This window comes from Amycolatopsis sp. EV170708-02-1, from assembly GCF_022479115.1.
Taxonomy (GTDB): Bacteria; Actinomycetota; Actinomycetes; order Mycobacteriales; family Pseudonocardiaceae; genus Amycolatopsis.
In genome coordinates, this window is sequence record NZ_CP092497.1 from 1,322,504 (window position 1) to 1,338,624 (window position 16,121).

The window sequence follows — 16,121 nt, forward strand, 5'->3', positions numbered from 1 at the left end:
GGGATCGACGGCCTCGGCGTTTGGCGAAGTTATGGCGACGGTGTGTTGACTGCTGCTCAAGTGAGCGGACTTCGCGCCGCCCCGAATTCGCGGAACTGGGGGTGGCGGCGCGTGCTCGTGGCCGGGTGACGCCTTCAGAGGGCAGGAGGCGTCACCCGGTTCGCAGGCTAGCCCCGGACGTGCAGGATCACGTCCGCGTCGTTCAGCATCCCTTGGTCGAGCGGGAAGTAGCCCTGCCGAGGGGTGGGATCGGTCCGGACGCTCGCGGTCGGGACGTCGGAGGCGGGGAGCAGCCCCCAAGCCGTCGTGACGTGCTTCTGCAGGAACCCTTCGTAGGTGTCGGGTTCCGGCTCCTTGAGCGCGATGTCCTCGCTTTCGCCGAGACTGGTCGCGACGAAGGTGTAGCGATCGCCGAGCAGCGGCGCCACCAGCGCGCCGGCGGGGAACCAGGTCGTCTCGGTTCCGGCGACGTGCATCGTGCTCGCTTGGCGCCGCAGATGGAGGTTGTGGGCGAAGACCAGCGTCCGCCCGCGACCCGCTTCGGCGGCGCGGATGTCCAGCAGGTTCCGCGCCATGAAGGCGTCCCTGGTCGCGACGAGGGGCGCGTAGCGCTCGTGCGGCGCGAGAGGCTCGGCGCACTGCCGGTGGTAGCGCAGCAGATCGATGCCCGCCATGAGATGGAGCTCCGCCCGCGACCACGCGTCCGCTTGGGGCTGCCGAGAGCGAAGGACGGTGAGCAGTTCGGCGGCGATCGCGCGCAGGCGGTAGGCATCGGCCGTGGCGCCGGGCGAGGAAGCCGCGTCCAGGACGGCTTCCGTGCGGCTCCAGCGTTCGTCGTCGCCCGCCGGGCCGGCGATGTCCACGTCGAGCCCCAGGAAGTCGCGGGCGTACTCGAGGTAGCGCCGTGGGCTGGGCGCGGACGTGTTCTCGGTCTGCGTGTCGAAGCCGTGGAACGAAAGCCGCTCCTCGGGCGGCCGGGTTTCGTTGTACTCGCGCATCCAGGCGATCAGCCGCCTGTTCGCCTCCACGGCACCGAAGACGTGCGAGAAGCCCTCGCTCATCGCGAGGTCGAGGCTTCCGGTGCCGTCCTGGACGAAGTCGTTCGCGACGAGCGCGGCCACGCGATCCGTTTCGAGGGCGATCGAGCGGAAGCCGCGCTCGACCAGCTGGGCGAACAGCTCGTTGCGGACCTCCGCGAAGACCGGGGTCGCGTGCGTCGGCTCGCCCAGTGCCAGCAGGTCGCAGGAGGGGGTCACGAAGTCTCGGATGTCTTGACTCATGAGGTTCAAGCATATCATTGATGTACCGGTTGAAACTTCTGTCGACTTGACCTGGAGATCCGGTGTTGAAGCTTCAAACCGGGCGTCAGGTGATGACTGTGGCTCGCCGAGGCGCGGCCGCCGTGACTGCGAGTCCCTTGCCGACGCGGAGTCCGTGAGGGCCTCCTTCACTACCTTCAAGGTAGGCAAGGAGGCCCTCACGGACCGAACCCGATTCTGCGGTACCGCAAGAAATCCACTGACGAATAGCTGGATCTCTTTTCTTTCTTCCGCTATAAAGCTTTAAAGAACCCTTCGCGCGCGAAGGCGCTTCGCTCGCGAAGCAGCCTTTCGCATAGGTGCGCGAGTGCAAGTTATCAGCAGTTGAGGTGAATCACCGCGTGGCAATCGCCGCGCGGCCGAAGTTCGGCCCTACTTTGTCCCGCATGGTTGAGAAGGATTCGACGGCGCGGACCCGGGAGCTGGGCCACCGCATGAAGGCGTTCCGGCAGCGCAGGCACTTCAGCGGCGCCGACGTCAGCCGCCGTAACGGCTGGTTGCAGAGCAAGGTCACGAGGTGGGAACAAGGGCTGCGCGAGCTGTCCGTGGTGGACGCGGCGCTGTATCTCGCGACCTGCGGCGAGGCGGAGCCCGAACGCGATCTGCTGCTGGAGCTGACCCAGCCCGGTGGCGACCTGTACTGGGTCCGGCCGTACTTCGACGAACTCGTCGACCCGATGAAATCCCTGGAAATACAAGAAAACCTCGCGCATACGCTGGTGCGCTACGAGTCGTTGACGCTCCCCGGGCTGCTGCAGACCGAACCGTACGCCCGCACCGCCTTCGAGCTGATCGGCAACCGCGACCAGGCCCGGCTGGACCAGGTCGTGAGCGCCCGGATGGAACGGCAGCGGTTGCTGCAGCGGGATCGTCCGCCGCGCTGCCGGTTCTACGTGCACGAGCGCGCGCTGCGGTCGGTCGTCGGCGGTCCCCGGATCATGCACGAGCAGCTGCTCCACCTCGTCCTGTCGGCGAACCTGCCTTATTGCTCCATTCGCATCGTCCCCGAAAGCGACGGAGTGGGCCGGGTGATCGAGAATTCGTTCACCATCATGGAATTCGCGGAACATCCGGCGGTGGTGTACACGGATTCCTACGCGGCCGGAGTGTTCATCGACGACCGGGTCGCGGTCGAGGCCTATTATTCCCTCGTCGCGAGGTTGGAAAGCGAGACGCTGACCGAGGAGAGATCTCGGCAAATGCTCGCCGAATGGGCGGACCGGTACGACCGGATGGAGGAATGATCCGTCCGGGGTTTCCCGCCGCCTCCGTACGGGGTAATCCTTCCTGGTAGCCGAGCAGAAGGAGTTCGTGGTGACGAAGACGCAGGGTGGTGCCCCGGTCGCCGAGGCGGAGATCGAGCGGAAGTACGACCTGGCGGCCGACCGGCCGATCCCGCCGCTGGTCCCGGCCGGTCCGGTGACGAACCAGGCCGAGCCGAGGGTCGACGTCCTCGACGCCACGTACTTCGACACCGCCGACTTCCGGCTCGCGCAGGCGGGCATCACACTGCGGCGGAGGCTCGGCGGGACCGACGAGGGCTGGCACCTCAAACTCCCGGTCGGGGAGGACAAGCGGGAGGAACTCCGCCTCCCGCTGGCGGGGAAGCCGGACAAGGTGCCCGGCGCGCTGGCGAAGCTGGTCCGGTCGCACACGCTCGGCGCCAAGCTGGTCCAGGCCGCGCATCTGCGCACCGAGCGCACGTCGTACGCCTTGCTCGACGCCGAGGGCCGCGAGCTCGCGACGCTGACCGACGACGTCGTCACCGGAGAGGCGGGTGGAGACAAGGCGCATCTCGACCGCTGGCGGGAGATCGAGATCGAACTCTCGCCCGGCGCCGATCCCGAAGTGCTCCAGAGCCTGGAACGGGCGGTCGTGGAAGGGGGCGCCGAGCGGTCGAGGTGGCCGTCGAAGCTCCGGCGGCTCACCGACGAGCTCGTGCCCCCGGTCACCGGGGCTTCGGGCTCGGTACTGGCGGATTACCTCGCCGCGCAGCTGGACGCGCTGCGCCGCAACGACATCGGGGTCCGCCGGGACGTCGAGGACGCGGTGCACCAGATGCGCGTCGCGAGCAGGCGGTTGCGGAGCGGCCTGAAAACCTTCCGTCGCTCGCTCGACGCCGACGTCGCGAACCGGCTCGCCGACGAACTCCGCTGGCTCGGCGGCGAGCTCGGTCCGGCGAGGGACAGCGAGGTGATGGCCGCGCGCCTTCACGACGAGGTCGAGGCGCTCCCGGCCGAACTCGTGCTCGGGAACGTCGAGCAGCTGATGACGCGGCACTTCGCGCGCGAGGCTGAAGAGGCCAAGGCGCGTGCCGTCCGGGCGCTCGACAGCAAGCGCTACACGAAGCTGTTGCAAGCACTGGAAAAGCTCGTCGGGAAGCCGCGGAAGATCAAGGATGGCACCAAGGAGCTGCGCAAGGCCGTCGCGCGGTCGGACCGGAAGCTGCGCGAGGCCGTGGCCGCGGCGACTGCGCTGAAGCCCGGCGCGGAGCAGGACGCGGCCTTGCACGAGGTGCGCAAGAAGGCCAAGCGAGCCCGCTACGCGGCGGACGCGGTCCGGCCGGTGACCGGCAAGAAGCTTCGAAAATGGCGAAAGAACGTCAAGGCGGTGCAGAGCACCCTCGGCGAGCATCACGACATCGTGGTCAGCCGGGAGGTCCTGCGGCTCCTCGGCCTCCGCGCCTACGCCGAAAACGAAAACGCGTTCACCTACGGGCTTCTGCACGGTCGTTCGGTCGCCGGCGCCGAGGCCGCGCACCGGCGCTTCGCCGGGGAATGGCAAAAGGTGGGTAAAGGTTCTCGTCCGAAATGGCTCAAATGAGGTAGCCCGGGTTGACCTGTCGCCGTCGCCGAGTAACGTCGAGGGAACTTGGTGGTCTGGAGAGAGGCGCCCCCAATGTTGCCTGGTCAGCGCGTACCCGGCGAACAGCCGGCCCTGGCCGTGACCACCTGCCGCCGCAAGGACGGCGTCTTCATCCTCACCGCGGTGGGGGAGATCGACGCGGCGACGGTCGGGCGCTTCCGCACCGAGCTCAGCGGCGCCTGCGTCAAAGGAAAGCACGTGATCCTCGACCTCTCCGGCGTCGGATTCCTCAGCTGTGCCGGATTGCAGGCGCTCGAAGAGGCCAACGCGACGTCACCCCGGTTCTCGGTGATCGTGAAGACCGCTTTGGTGTCACGGATTCTCGACGTCAGCGGGGTCGGCGCCGACCTCGACGTCCGGTGGGACGTCGAGGACGTGCGAATCTAGGCGCTGTCCTGCAAGTCTTGTCCGCGGTGGTGGGATGAAGGCTCCCTTCGCCGCGTCTAATGCGGTGAAGGGAGCCTTCGGCCCTGGTCAAGCGCGGGCCACATTTGCCTCACCCCTCGATACAGGACAGCGGTCTAGCCGAGTTCGACCTCGTCGGCGTCGACGTCCGGCAGCAGGCCACGCCACCGCGGATTGCGCAGGCAGCCCGCCTCGGTCCAGCCGCCGAAGACGACCTCTCCGACGATGGTCGGCCGCGACCAGCGCGCGTCCCGCGCCTGTTTGTCCGGTACGGAGTGGAACGGGGATGTCTTGCGTTCCAAGCGGAACAGCTGCTTGGAGAGCGTCTCCAGTTCGTCGCTCGCGAAGCCGACACCGACGTTTCCGATGTACCGCAAGCCGTCCTCGTGCGGGACGCCGAGCAACAGCGAACTGAACGTGCCCGCCCGGCTGCCGCCGCCCGGCCGCCAGCCGCCCAGGACCACTTGCTGCACCAGGGTTCCGGTGATGGAAAGCCATTCACCGGTGCGCTTTCCCGGGTGGTACGCGGAGTCGGCCCGTTTGGCGACGACACCGGCGAGCCCGTGTTCGCGGGCCGCCCTGGCGACCGCGCCGCCGTCGCCGAGGTAGTACCGGGGGACCTGCCAATGCGGACCGGCGAGCCCGAGTTCGTCGAGGAGTTCCCGCCGTTCGACGTAGGGCGTCCCGACACAGGAGCGGCCGTCCAGATGCAGGAGATCGTTCACCAGGTAGAACGCCGGATATCGGGAGGTGAGCCGTTTCGCGGAGTTCTTCGTCGCCCGCGCGCGGTGCCCGAGCCCTTCCGGACTCGGTTTCCCGCCGTCGAAGACGACGATTTCACCGTCGAGAAAGACTTCCGTGGCACCGAGTTGTTCGCCGAGGCCGCGGAATTCGGGATACAGCCCGGTGACGTCGTCGCCCGAATCGTCGTAGGCGGTGATCCGGCCGCCGGACACGCGAACGAGGGTGCGGCGCCCCGACCAGTCGAATTCGTAGGCCCATTCCGGGTCTTCGCCGGTCGACGGGAGACGGCCCGGTTTGGTCAGCATCGGGGCGAGGAAGGAGGGGAGTTCCTTCCGGCCGGGGTCGGCGGGGTCGAGCCGTTTGAGCAGCCAGCCGTTGTCGCGACCGTCCTTCTTCACGTTGAGGAACAGGTATTTCCCGCGTGCCCGCGTCCCGTGGAAGACCACTTCGACCTTGTGGTCGTTGAAGTGCAGCGTTTCGTACCGGCCGGTGTCCCAGATGGTCATGGTGCCGCCGCCGTATTCACCCGCCGGGATCTCGCCTTCGAAGGTGAGGTATTCCATCGGGTGGTCTTCGGTGTGCACGGCCAGGCGTTCTTGGTCCGGTGACATCGGCAGGCCCTTCGGCACCGCCCACGAGACGAGCACGCCGTCCCGTTCGAGGCGGATGTCCCAGTGCAGGCTGCTCGCGTGATGTTCCTGGATGACGAAGAGATCGTCGGCCCCGGTCTTCCCGTCGTGGTCCGGAAGGGGTTCGGGGGTTCGTCCCGGTCTGCGCTTACGGCGGTATTCGCCGAGTTTCTCCGCCATGGTCGGCCAGCGCGCCCCTTTCCGGATCGGGTCACGCAAGCCTAGCGCCGTTCACGGTCCTTCCGTGCGCCGAAGGTCCCTTTTCCCACGGTAAAAGGAGGAAAAGGGACCTTCGGCGCCGGTGCGGGTCAGTCGGTCTCGGCCAGCGCCTCCGCGAACTGGGCGGCGTAGAGCCGGGAGTACGCACCACCGGTGAGCAGCAGGGTTTCGTGATCGCCCTGTTCGACGATCGACCCGTTCTCCATCACCAGGATGACGTCCGCGTCGCGGATGGTGGAGAGCCGGTGCGCGATGACGAAACTCGTCCGCCCCTCGCGCAGCGAGTTCATCGCCCGCTGGATCAGCACCTCGGTCCGGGTGTCGACCGAACTGGTCGCCTCGTCCAGGATGAGGATCGCGGGCTTCGCCAGGAACGCCCGTGCGACGGTGATCAGCTGTTTCTCGCCGGCGCTGACCGTGCCGCCCTCGTCGTCGATCACCGTGTCGTAGCCGTCCGGAAGGGTGCGGACGAACCGGTCGACGTGGGTCGCCTTGGCCGCCGCCACGATCTCGTCGTGCGTGGCGCCCGCGGAACCGTAGGCGATGTTCTCCGCGATCGTGCCGCCGAACAGCCACGCGTCCTGCAGCACCATGCCGGTCTTGGCGCGCAGGTCTTCGCGGTCCATCCCGGCGATGTCGACGCCGTCGAGGGTGATCCTGCCGCCGTCGAGTTCGTAGAACCGCATGAGCAGGTTGACCAGCGTGGTCTTCCCCGCGCCGGTCGGGCCGACGATGGCGACGGTGTGCCCCGGTTCGACGGTGAGCGACAGGTCCTCGATGAGCGGCGTGTCCTCGGCGTACCGGAACGACACGTGCTCGAACTCGACCTGACCCCGCACCTGCCCGACCCGTGCGGGTTCGGCGGGCTCCGGCTCCTGCTCGTCCGCGTCGAGCAGCGCGAAGACCCGCTCCGCGGACGCGATACCGGACTGCAGCAGGTTCGCCATGCTGGCGATCTGGGTGACCGGCTGGCTGAACTGCCGTGAATACTGGATGAACGCCTGGACGTCGCCGAGCGACAGCGTCCCGGACGCCACCCGCAGCGCGCCGATCACGGCCACCAGCACGTAGCTCAGGTTGCCGATGAACATCATCGCGGGCTGGATGGTGCCCGAGATGAACTGTGCCTTGAAGCTCGCGCCGTAGAGTGTGTCGTTGTGCTCGCGGAAGACCTCCTCGGCCTCCTCGCGGCGGCCGAACACCTTGACCAGCGAGTGCCCGGTGTACATCTCCTCGATATGCGCGTTGAGCCGTCCGGTGGTGGACCACTGCTTGATGAACTGCGGCTGCGCCTTCTTGCCGATCTTGGCCGCGACGAGCACCGACGCCGGCACCGAAAGCAGCGCGACCAGCGCCAGCACCGGCGAGATGACGAACATCATCACCAGCACGCCGACGACCATCAGCAGCGACGACACGATCTGCGCGAGGGTCTGTTGCAGTGACAGCGCGAGATTGTCGATGTCGTTGGTCGCCCGGCTCAGCACCTCGCCGCGTGGCTGGCGGTCGAAGTAGCTCAGCGGGAGTTTGGCGAACTTCTCCTCGATCCGCTCCCGCAGGTCGAACACCGCCCGCTGGACCAGGTTCGTGGTCAGCCTCGCCTGCAGCAGCGAGAAGAACGACGCCACGATGTAGAGCAGCAGCACCCACAACAGGACCTGGCCGACGGCGTCGAGATCGATGCGCTGACCCGGTACGAAGTCGATCCCCGAGAAGAGGTCGGCGAGTGTGTTGTCGCCTTCCGCCCGCAGGCCGGCGATGACCTGTTCCTTGCTGACCCCCGCGGGCATGTCCTTCGCGACGACGCCCGCGAAGATGAGGTCCGTCGCCATGCCGAGGATCTTCGGCCCGATGACGCTCAGCGCGACGCTGACGACGCCGAACAGCAGGATGCCGTACAGCGTGGCGCGCTGCGGTTGGAGCAGCCGCAGCAGCCGTTTGAAGGATCCCTTGAAGTCCAAGGCCTTCTCGGCGGGCTGCCCGCCCATCAGGCCGGCGGGGCCACGGCCGAAACCGCCGCCCCCGCCCGGGCCCGGTCCCCGTGCCGCGCTCGCGCGCTCGCCGTGGGGTTTGGCCGGGGCGTTCGTCGTGGATTCGGGCGCGCTCATCAGGCGGCCTCCTGCTCGGTCAGCTGGGACAGCACGATCTCCCGGTAGGTTTCGTTGCCGTCCATGAGTTCGGTATGGGTCCCGGTCCCGACGACGCGGCCTTCGTCGAGTACGACGATGCGGTCCGCGTTGCGGATCGTGCTGACCCGTTGCGCGACGATCACGACGGTCGCTTCGGCGGTCTCGGCCACGAGTGCCCGCCGCAGCGCGGCGTCGGTCGCGTAGTCGAGCGCGGAGAACGAGTCGTCGAAAAGGTAGATCTCGGGGCGCCGCACCAGCATCCGGGCGATCGCGAGCCGCTGCCGCTGCCCGCCCGAGACGTTGGTCCCGCCCTGGGAGATGGGGGAGTCGAGCCCCTCGGGCATCCGTTCGACGAAGTCCTTGCCCTGCGCCACCTCCAGCGCGTGCCAGAGTTCCTCGTCGGTGGCGTCGGCCTTGCCGTAGCGAAGGTTGCTGGCGACCGTCCCCGCGAAGAGGTACGGCTTCTGAGGCACCAGCCCGACGGCGTCGGACAGCACGGTCGCGTCCAGTTCGCGGACGTCGACGCCGTCGACGCGCACCGAGCCGTCGGTGGCGTCCATCAGCCGGGGGATCAGGTTGAGCAGCGTGGTCTTCCCGCTGCCCGTGCTGCCGATGATCGCGGTGGTCTCACCGGGCAGCGCCAGCAGCGAGATGTCCTGCAGCACCGGCTTTTCCGCACCGGGATAGCGGAATTCCACATCGGACAGTTCGAGCCGCCCGTGCACCTCGCCGGGCGCCACCGGGTTCTCCGGGAGGACGACACTGGTGTGCGTGTCCAGCACCTCGGTGATGCGCTCGGCGCTCACCTCGGCACGGGGCACCATCATGAACATGAAGGTGGCCATCATGACCGCCATCAGGATCTGCATCAGGTACGACAGGAACGCGGTGAGCGCGCCGATCTGCATGCTGCCCTCGTCGATGCGCAGCCCGCCGAACCACAGCACGGCGACACTGGAGGCGTTCATCACGAGCATCACGATGGGGAACATCAGGGCCATCAGCCTGCCGACGATCAGCGAGACGTCCAGCAGTTCGGTGTTGGCCTTCGTGAACCTCCGCCGCTCGTGGGTGTCTTTGACGAACGCGCGGATCACCCGGATGCCCATGATCTGCTCGCGGAGGATCTGGTTGATCTTGTCGATGCGCTCCTGCATCAGCCGGAAGGCGGGCCGCATCTTCGCGATGATGATCCCGACCGAGACGCCGAGGATCGGCACCACGAGCACCAGCAGCCACGAGAGGGTGACGTCCTGGTTCAGCGCCATGATGATGCCGCCGAAGCACATGATCGGCGCGGACACCATCAGGGTGAACGCCATCAACGTCAGCATCTGCACCTGCTGGACGTCGTTGGTCGTGCGGGTGATCAGGGACGGCGTCCCGAACTGGCCGACCTCGCGGGCGGAGAAGTCCTGGACCCGGTGGAAGACCGCGGCGCGGACGTCGCGGCCGACCGCCATCGCGGTGCGGGCGCCGTAGTAGACGGCACCGATCGAACACGCGATCTGCACCAGCGACACCAGCAGCATGACGCCGCCGACCCCGAGGATGTAGTCGATGTCGCCCTTGACCACGCCGGAGTCGATGATGTCGGCGTTGAGGGTGGGGAGGTAGAGCCCGGCGAGGGTCTGGACGAACTGCAGCAGCACGATCAGCCACAGGTCTCGCCGGTACGGGCGCAGGTGAGTGCGCAACAACTTCGTCAGCACAACGGTTTCTCCCCAGTGGTGGGTAGGGTGTTACTGCTTGTTCGGTTTCTTCACCGGTTCGGGTCCGGTGAGGGACGGGATGCCCGCGGCGGCCTCGTGCAGGAGGACCTCGAGCGTCTCCAGGAACGGCCCGGCGCCCTCGTTCATCAACCAGCTGAAGAACGCGGTCTTCACCGCGGACTCCACGATCGCCGCCATGAGCCGCGCGTTCAACGCGTTTTCCGCGCCCGCGCCCGCGCGTTCCAGGATGGCGTCCGCCAGCACCTGTTCGACCTTGGCGTGCGCCTTGAGGAACTCGCCCTGCACCGACGGGTGCAGCAGCAGGGACCGTGCCAGCTCCACCGAGTGGCGGTTCGGTTCTCCCAAGCTGCCGTAGGCTTCCAGTGTCGCGGTGCCGACCGCCTCCCACAGCGTCTCTTCCGAAGGCCTCTCGCGCAGGGCCTCCCGCAAGATCTCCTGCCGCTCGACGATGAACGAGCAGATCGCCTCCTCCTTGCTGGAGAAGTAGTTGTTGAAGGTGCGCGGGGAGACGCCCACGGCGTTGGCGATGTCCTCGACGCGGACCTGCTCGACGCCCTTCTCCATGGCGAGCCTGAGCGCTGCCTCGCTCATGGCGCGCCGGGCCGCGCGCTTCTTGCGTTCACGCAGTCCCAAGGGTGCGGTCATACCAGCAGACTAGGGAAAAGTTGCGTGGCGCGCAAATTTCTGCGCAGTCCGCACTTTTCGGACATCACCCGTGGCGTGCAACACGCAAGATGCAGCCGAATGGCCTAGCGCGCCGCGCTCACCAGCCGTAACGCGTTCGTGACCACGTCACTGCCAGCGGTTGAACGGAAACCGACTGTGGACACGGATAGTGACTTCTGCTTGCATGGCCGTCGTTGTGCTGGGGAGTGCGACACGGGTCCGGGTATGCGAAGAGAAAGAAGTGGAAGCACATGGTGACGCGGGCTCGAGGCTTGCTTGACCGCTCACGGGTTCTTCTGGACCGTTCCAGGGTCGCCGCGGCGCAGTTCCTCGCCGCACCGCCCCGGCACGCTCCGTCGGCTCCACCGGTCGAACCGGAAGCGGAGCAGCGGCCTGCCGTGGACGCGCCGGACGCCGGCGCGCTCGCCGGGGTCTGCTCCAATGTCGCGCTGCGCGACCTCAACCTGCTCGACCAGCTGCTCGCGCAGCTGGAGGCGATGGAGGCGGGGGAGGAGAACTCCGACCGGCTCGCCGAGCTCTACCGGCTCGACCACCTGGCGACCCGGTTGCGGCGCAACGCCGAGAACCTGCGCGTTCTCGCCGGTCGCGACGCCGACGACACGACGGCCGGTATCTCGTCCGTGCTCGACGTGATGCGGGCGGCGATGTCGTCGATCGACCACTACTCGCGGATCACGATCGGCCGCGTCGTTTCGCTCGGCGTGGTCGGGTTCGCCGCCGAGGACGTCAGCCGGATCCTCGCGGAGCTGTTCGACAACGCCGCGAACCAGTCTTCGCCGAGCTCTCCGGTCAGCGTCAGCGCGCATCTCACCGAACAGGGGAGCGTGCTGATCCGGATCGAGGATGAGGGCATCGGCATGCCACCCGAACGCCTCGCGGCGCTGAACGAGCGGCTCGCGGCCGGTCCGGTGCTCGACGACGATTCCGTGCGGCATATGGGACTCGCGGTCGTCGGCAGGCTCGCCGACCGGCACGAGATCACCGTGAAACTCGACCGCCGCACCCCGCACGGCACGGTCGCCACCGTGCTGCTGCCGGTCCCGGTGGTCTCGGAACTGGCCGAGAAGCAGTGGTCCGGTTCGCAGACGGTCGTGCTGCCGCAGGCCAGGATCACCAACGGCGCGCCCGTGGGAACCCCGGTCGCGACACCGTCCGGGCTGCCGCGGCGCCGCCCGGCCCCCTCGGCGGCACCGGAACCGGAACGGAAGCCCAGCCCGCGTCCGCGCACGGCCTTCGAGCCGCCCGCCGACGGTGGCACCACGGCCAGCGGTCTCCCGCGCCGGGTTTCCCGCAGTATCAGGACTTTGCCCGACGAACCGGCCCCGCCGACCACCCCGCCCGCCGACGCGGCGGACGGGCACGAGGCGCTGCTGGCCGACCTCGATGCCTTCACCGACGGCGAGCGTGCCGCACTCGACGACCGGCACGAGCGTGAGACCGGAGGAAACACCCAGTGACCGCCCAGGACGCGACCACGGATTTCACGTGGTTGCTCGACGACTTCGTGCGCAAGGTGCACGGCGCCAGCCATGCGCTGATCATGTCCGTCGACGGTTTCCCTTTGACCGCCTCGGAATCGGTGTCCAGTGACGACGCCGAGCAGCTCGCCGCCATCGCGAGCGGCCTGCTCAGCCTCGCGGGCAACAGCGCCGCGCTGTTCGGCAAGGGCAACTGCGAGCAGATCATCATCCGGCTCACCCGCGGGTACTTCCTGTTCATGGGGATCGGTGCCGAAGCGGGGCTCGCGGTGCTCACCGAACCGGACTGCGACATGAAGGTCGTCGCCTACGAGATGACCCAGTTCATCACCAACGCCGGTCACGCCCTCACCCCCGAGGTGCGAGCGGGGCTCCGGCAGGTCCTGACCGCCCGACGGCCGCAGGCCTGAGAATCCGGAGAAGGAAGGGATGACCGTGTCCAGCGACCAATCTCCGGACCGGCCCGTCAAGATGCGCAGCCGCAGAATCCGGCCGTACGCGTTGACCGGCGGCCGGACCAAGAGCAGCCAGCTGCTGCTGGTGGAGACCCTGATCTCGGTCCCGCGTTACGACCCGTCGCTGGCCGAGGCGCTGATGCCCGAATCGCGCTCGCTGTACGAGCGCGCTCGCGAACGCTCGTCGATCGCCGAGCTTTCGGTGGGACTGGATCTGCCACTGGGCGTGGTCCGGGTGCTCATCGGCGACCTCGCCACCCAGGGCGCCGTCTTCGTGCACCCGACGGCCCACGCCTACAACCACGATACGAACGTGCTCGAGAGGATCCTCGATGGACTCAAGCGCCTCCCGGTCTGACACAGGCGGAGCGGCGGAGCCTTCGGGTCTTCGGTCGCATCGGTACCCAGTTCGAACCCGCCCCGGCCGGCAGGCCCCGTTTTCGGGGTGTCAGGGCGCCATTCAGGAAGGGCGTGAGTGACGTCGTGAAAGAGCGCCCTGGCGACACGAATGCGGTCGCGGGTTCCGAATCGAACACCGATCTGCTGGCGATCTCCGCCAAGATCGTGGTCGCCGGTGGATTCGGCGTTGGCAAGACGACGTTCGTCGGCTCCGTCTCCGAGGTCCCGCCCCTGAGCAACGAAGCCTGGATGACCGAGGCCGGGGCCGGGGTCGACGAGCTGGTCCCGCCCGGAACCAAATCCACCACCACGGTCGCGATGGACTTCGGCCGGATCACCCTGCGCGAAGACCTGCTCCTGTACCTGTTCGGCACGCCCGGACAGGCCCGGTTCTGGTTCCTCTGGGACGACCTCTCGCGCGGCGCGCTCGGCGCCGTCGTGCTGGTCGACACCAGCAGGATCGACCAGTCGTTCGCCGCGATCAACTACTTCGAGAACGACTCGGAGCTGCCGTTCATCGTCGCGGTCAACCAGTTCGAGGGCATGCCGGTGCACGACCTCGAAGAGGTCCGCGACGCGCTGGCGCTCTCTCCGGACATCCCGCTGGTCACCTGCGACGCCCGCGACCCGAAGTCGGCGGTCGCGACGCTGCAGGAACTGGTGTCGCACACGCTGTCCCTCGCGGTGGTCTCCGGACCGGGCCGCGAGTTCGCTTCACTCAGCTGAACGGTTCTGGGAGGAACGTCGAGGATGCGCAAGGTTCTGATCGTCGGTGCCGGGCAGTCGGGGTTGCAGCTGGCCTTGAGCCTGCTCGCCCACGACTACGACGTCACGGTGATGTCGGCGCGGACGCCGGACGAGATCCGGTCCGGCAAGGTGATGTCGACCCAGTGCATGTTCCATTCCGCTCTGCAGCACGAGCGGGATCACAAGCTGAACCTGTGGGAGGAAGAGACCGTCAAGGTCGAGGGGCTCGGCGTTTCCATCGCGGGACCGGACTCCAGCCGCGTGCTGGACTGGTTCGGCCCGCTGGAGCACTACGCGCAGTCGGTGGACCAGCGGGTGAAGATGGCCGCCTGGCTGGAGCTGGTGGAGGACCGCGGCGGCAAGGTCGTCATCCACGGCGTCACCACCTCGGATCTGGCTCCGCTGGCGAAGCTGTACGACCTGGTCGTCATCGCGGCCGGCAAGGGCGAGCTGGTCCAGCTGTTCGACCGGATCCCGGAGCGCTCGCCCTACACCGAACCCCAGCGGGCGCTCTCGCTGGCGTACGTGCACGGCCTGGAACGCCGGCCGGAGCATCCGGACAAGGCGGCGGTGCGGTTCAACATCATCCCCGGCGTGGGTGAACTGTTCATGATCCCCGCGTACACGCTGAGCGGGAACTGCGACATCCTGTTCTTCGAGGGCGTCCCCGGCGGCCCGCTCGACTGCTGGGACGACCGGCCGTCGCCCCAGCAGCATCTCGACCGGATCCTGTCGCTGATGAAGCAGTTCCTCCCCTGGGAGTACGAGCGCTCGCGGAACGCCGTGCTGACCGACGACAAGGCGACGCTGGCCGGCGGGTACACCCCGGTCGTGCGGAACGCGGTCGGCAAACTGGGTTCGGGGACCGCGGTGCTCGGCATGGCCGACGTCGTCGTCGCCAACGACCCGATCACCGGCCAGGGTTCCAACAACGCGAGTCACTGCGCGGCGTCCTATCTGGACTCGATCCTCGAACGCGGGGACAAGCCGTTCGACGAGGAGTGGATGACCGCGTCGTTCGAGAAGTACTGGGAGTACGCCCAGCACGTGACGACCTGGACGAACGCGATGCTGCAGCCGCCGCCCCCGCACGTGCTCCAGATCATCGGCGCGGCGGGGGAGAATCCCGCCGTGGCGAAGCGGTTCGCGAACGGGTTCTCCGATCCGACCGATTTCCAGCACTGGTTCCTCGATCCCGTGAAGGCGGAGAAGTACCTGGCCGAGGCCTGATTCCGGGAGCGCGACGGTCCCGCGTCCAGGTGCGCGGGACTGTCGCGGTGCGCCGTTTCGGGCTACCGTTGTCACCGTGCGTGAGTACGGTCGGTGACGGCAGCGGAGGTGCGGCTCGATGCGTTCGATGTGGAAGGGCTCGGTGTCCTTCGGGCTGGTGAGCATCCCGATCCAGCTCTACGCGGCCACCGAGAACAAGAACGTCTCGCTGCGCCAGGTGCACGAGGCCGACGGCGGCCGCATCCAGTACAAGCGGTTCTGCACGATCGACGGCGAGGAAGTGCCCTACGCCGAGATCGCCAAGGGCTACGAACTGCCCGACGGCGAGATGGTCGTCCTCACCGACGAGGACATGTCCGAACTGCCGCTGGCGTCGTCGCGGGCGATCGACGTGCTCGAATTCGTGCCGCTGGAGTCGATCGACCCGATCCAGTTCGACAAGACCTACTACCTCGAACCGCAGAAGAACGCCGTCAAACCGTACGTGGTCCTGCGTGACGCGCTGCAGAAGGCGAGCCACGTCGCGGTCGCGAAGGTCGCCATCCGGCAGCGGGAGACGCTCGCGATCCTGCGGGTGCACAGCGACGTCCTGACGATGACGACGATGCTGTGGCCCGACGAGGTCCGCGTCCCGGATTTCGGTTTCCTGCACGAGGATCCGCCGCAGGTGCGGCCACAGGAACTGACGATGGCGGGTTCGCTGATCGACTCGCTGTCGGAGCCGGTGTTCGAGCAGGACAAGTACACGGACTCCTACCGCGAGGCGCTGGAGGCCATGATCGAGGCGAAGGCCGCGGGCAACGAGACGGCGAAACCGAAGGCCGTCGGAGCGAAGGCCGACGTCGTCGACCTCATGGAGGCCTTGCAGGCCAGCGTGAGCGAGGCGAAGAAGAGCAGGAAGCCCGCGGCGGCCAAGAAGGCCACCGCGGCTAAGAAACCCGCCTCCGGCAAGCGAACCCCGAAGAGCGCTTGACCCTCCTTTGTGGACGGTTGTGCCCGGCGTCACCCCGCCGGGTGCCGCGACACGCCGCGCGGATGCCAGGATCTGTCGCCCCTCGGTGGTAGTAAGGCAATCGAGGAGA

Annotated in this window: 14 protein-coding genes; 9 read left to right on the forward strand and 5 right to left on the reverse strand. The window is 67.7% G+C overall.

Annotation, left to right across the window (positions count from 1 at the left end; translation table 11 throughout):
- Window positions 1-167: 167 nt before the first annotated feature.
- Entirely contained in the window at window positions 168-1,280 is a 1,113-nt protein-coding gene (locus tag MJQ72_RS05965) for an erythromycin esterase family protein (RefSeq protein ID WP_240598128.1), read from the reverse strand.
- A gap of 425 nt (window positions 1,281-1,705) precedes the next feature.
- Between MJQ72_RS05965 and MJQ72_RS05970 the strand changes: the two genes are divergently transcribed.
- From MJQ72_RS05970 to MJQ72_RS05980, 3 genes are all read left to right on the forward strand, one after another.
- Window positions 1,706-2,563, forward strand: coding sequence for a helix-turn-helix transcriptional regulator (locus tag MJQ72_RS05970; RefSeq protein WP_240598129.1), 858 nt, complete (start codon window positions 1,706-1,708; stop codon window positions 2,561-2,563).
- Window positions 2,564-2,630: 67 nt separating this feature from the next.
- Window positions 2,631-4,142 carry a CHAD domain-containing protein gene (locus MJQ72_RS05975; protein WP_396426932.1) on the forward strand — a complete coding sequence of 504 codons (1,512 nt, stop codon included), beginning with the start codon at window positions 2,631-2,633 and terminating at the stop codon, window positions 4,140-4,142.
- Window positions 4,143-4,217: 75 nt separating this feature from the next.
- The gene (locus MJQ72_RS05980) at window positions 4,218-4,571 is read left to right on the forward strand and encodes an STAS domain-containing protein (protein ID WP_240598131.1); all 354 of its coding nucleotides are present in this window, start codon (window positions 4,218-4,220) and stop codon (window positions 4,569-4,571) included.
- A 134-nt stretch (window positions 4,572-4,705) separates the two neighbouring features.
- On the opposite strand, the gene MJQ72_RS05985 is transcribed toward MJQ72_RS05980, so the two are convergent.
- From MJQ72_RS05985 to MJQ72_RS06000, 4 genes are all read right to left on the reverse strand, one after another.
- The gene (locus MJQ72_RS05985; RefSeq protein WP_240601261.1) at window positions 4,706-6,142 is read right to left on the reverse strand and encodes a DNA polymerase ligase N-terminal domain-containing protein; all 1,437 of its coding nucleotides are present in this window, start codon (window positions 6,140-6,142) and stop codon (window positions 4,706-4,708) included.
- A 128-nt stretch (window positions 6,143-6,270) separates the two neighbouring features.
- On the reverse strand, window positions 6,271-8,289 hold the full coding sequence (locus MJQ72_RS05990; RefSeq protein ID WP_315860833.1) for an ABC transporter ATP-binding protein: 2,019 nt from the start codon (window positions 8,287-8,289) through the stop codon (window positions 6,271-6,273).
- Window positions 8,289-10,022 carry an ABC transporter ATP-binding protein gene (locus tag MJQ72_RS05995; RefSeq protein ID WP_240598132.1) on the reverse strand — a complete coding sequence of 578 codons (1,734 nt, stop codon included), beginning with the start codon at window positions 10,020-10,022 and terminating at the stop codon, window positions 8,289-8,291. The genes MJQ72_RS05990 and MJQ72_RS05995 overlap by 1 nt, the downstream gene beginning before the upstream one ends.
- A 30-nt stretch (window positions 10,023-10,052) precedes the next feature.
- Window positions 10,053-10,688: a TetR/AcrR family transcriptional regulator gene (locus tag MJQ72_RS06000; protein ID WP_240598133.1), complete on the reverse strand. Its 636-nt coding sequence runs from the start codon at window positions 10,686-10,688 to the stop codon at window positions 10,053-10,055.
- Between the two features lie 272 nt (window positions 10,689-10,960).
- Here MJQ72_RS06000 and MJQ72_RS06005 point away from each other — a divergent pair, with 272 nt between their 5' ends.
- From MJQ72_RS06005 to MJQ72_RS06030, 6 genes are all read left to right on the forward strand, one after another.
- Window positions 10,961-12,187 carry a sensor histidine kinase KdpD gene (locus MJQ72_RS06005; RefSeq protein ID WP_240598134.1) on the forward strand — a complete coding sequence of 409 codons (1,227 nt, stop codon included), beginning with the start codon at window positions 10,961-10,963 and terminating at the stop codon, window positions 12,185-12,187.
- Window positions 12,184-12,618, forward strand: coding sequence for a roadblock/LC7 domain-containing protein (locus tag MJQ72_RS06010; protein WP_005159022.1), 435 nt, complete (start codon window positions 12,184-12,186; stop codon window positions 12,616-12,618). The genes MJQ72_RS06005 and MJQ72_RS06010 overlap by 4 nt, the downstream gene beginning before the upstream one ends.
- A 19-nt stretch (window positions 12,619-12,637) precedes the next feature.
- Window positions 12,638-13,021: a DUF742 domain-containing protein gene (locus tag MJQ72_RS06015; RefSeq protein WP_016334731.1), complete on the forward strand. Its 384-nt coding sequence runs from the start codon at window positions 12,638-12,640 to the stop codon at window positions 13,019-13,021.
- A gap of 125 nt (window positions 13,022-13,146) precedes the next feature.
- A complete protein-coding gene (locus tag MJQ72_RS06020) occupies window positions 13,147-13,788 on the forward strand; it encodes an ATP/GTP-binding protein (RefSeq protein ID WP_240601263.1) in 642 nt (213 codons plus the stop codon).
- A gap of 24 nt (window positions 13,789-13,812) precedes the next feature.
- Complete coding sequence (locus MJQ72_RS06025) at window positions 13,813-15,039, forward strand: styrene monooxygenase/indole monooxygenase family protein (RefSeq protein WP_240598135.1); 1,227 nt, start codon at window positions 13,813-13,815, stop codon at window positions 15,037-15,039.
- A gap of 118 nt (window positions 15,040-15,157) precedes the next feature.
- Entirely contained in the window at window positions 15,158-16,012 is an 855-nt protein-coding gene (locus MJQ72_RS06030; protein ID WP_240598136.1) for a Ku protein, read from the forward strand.
- The last annotated feature ends 109 nt before the right edge of the window (window positions 16,013-16,121 follow it).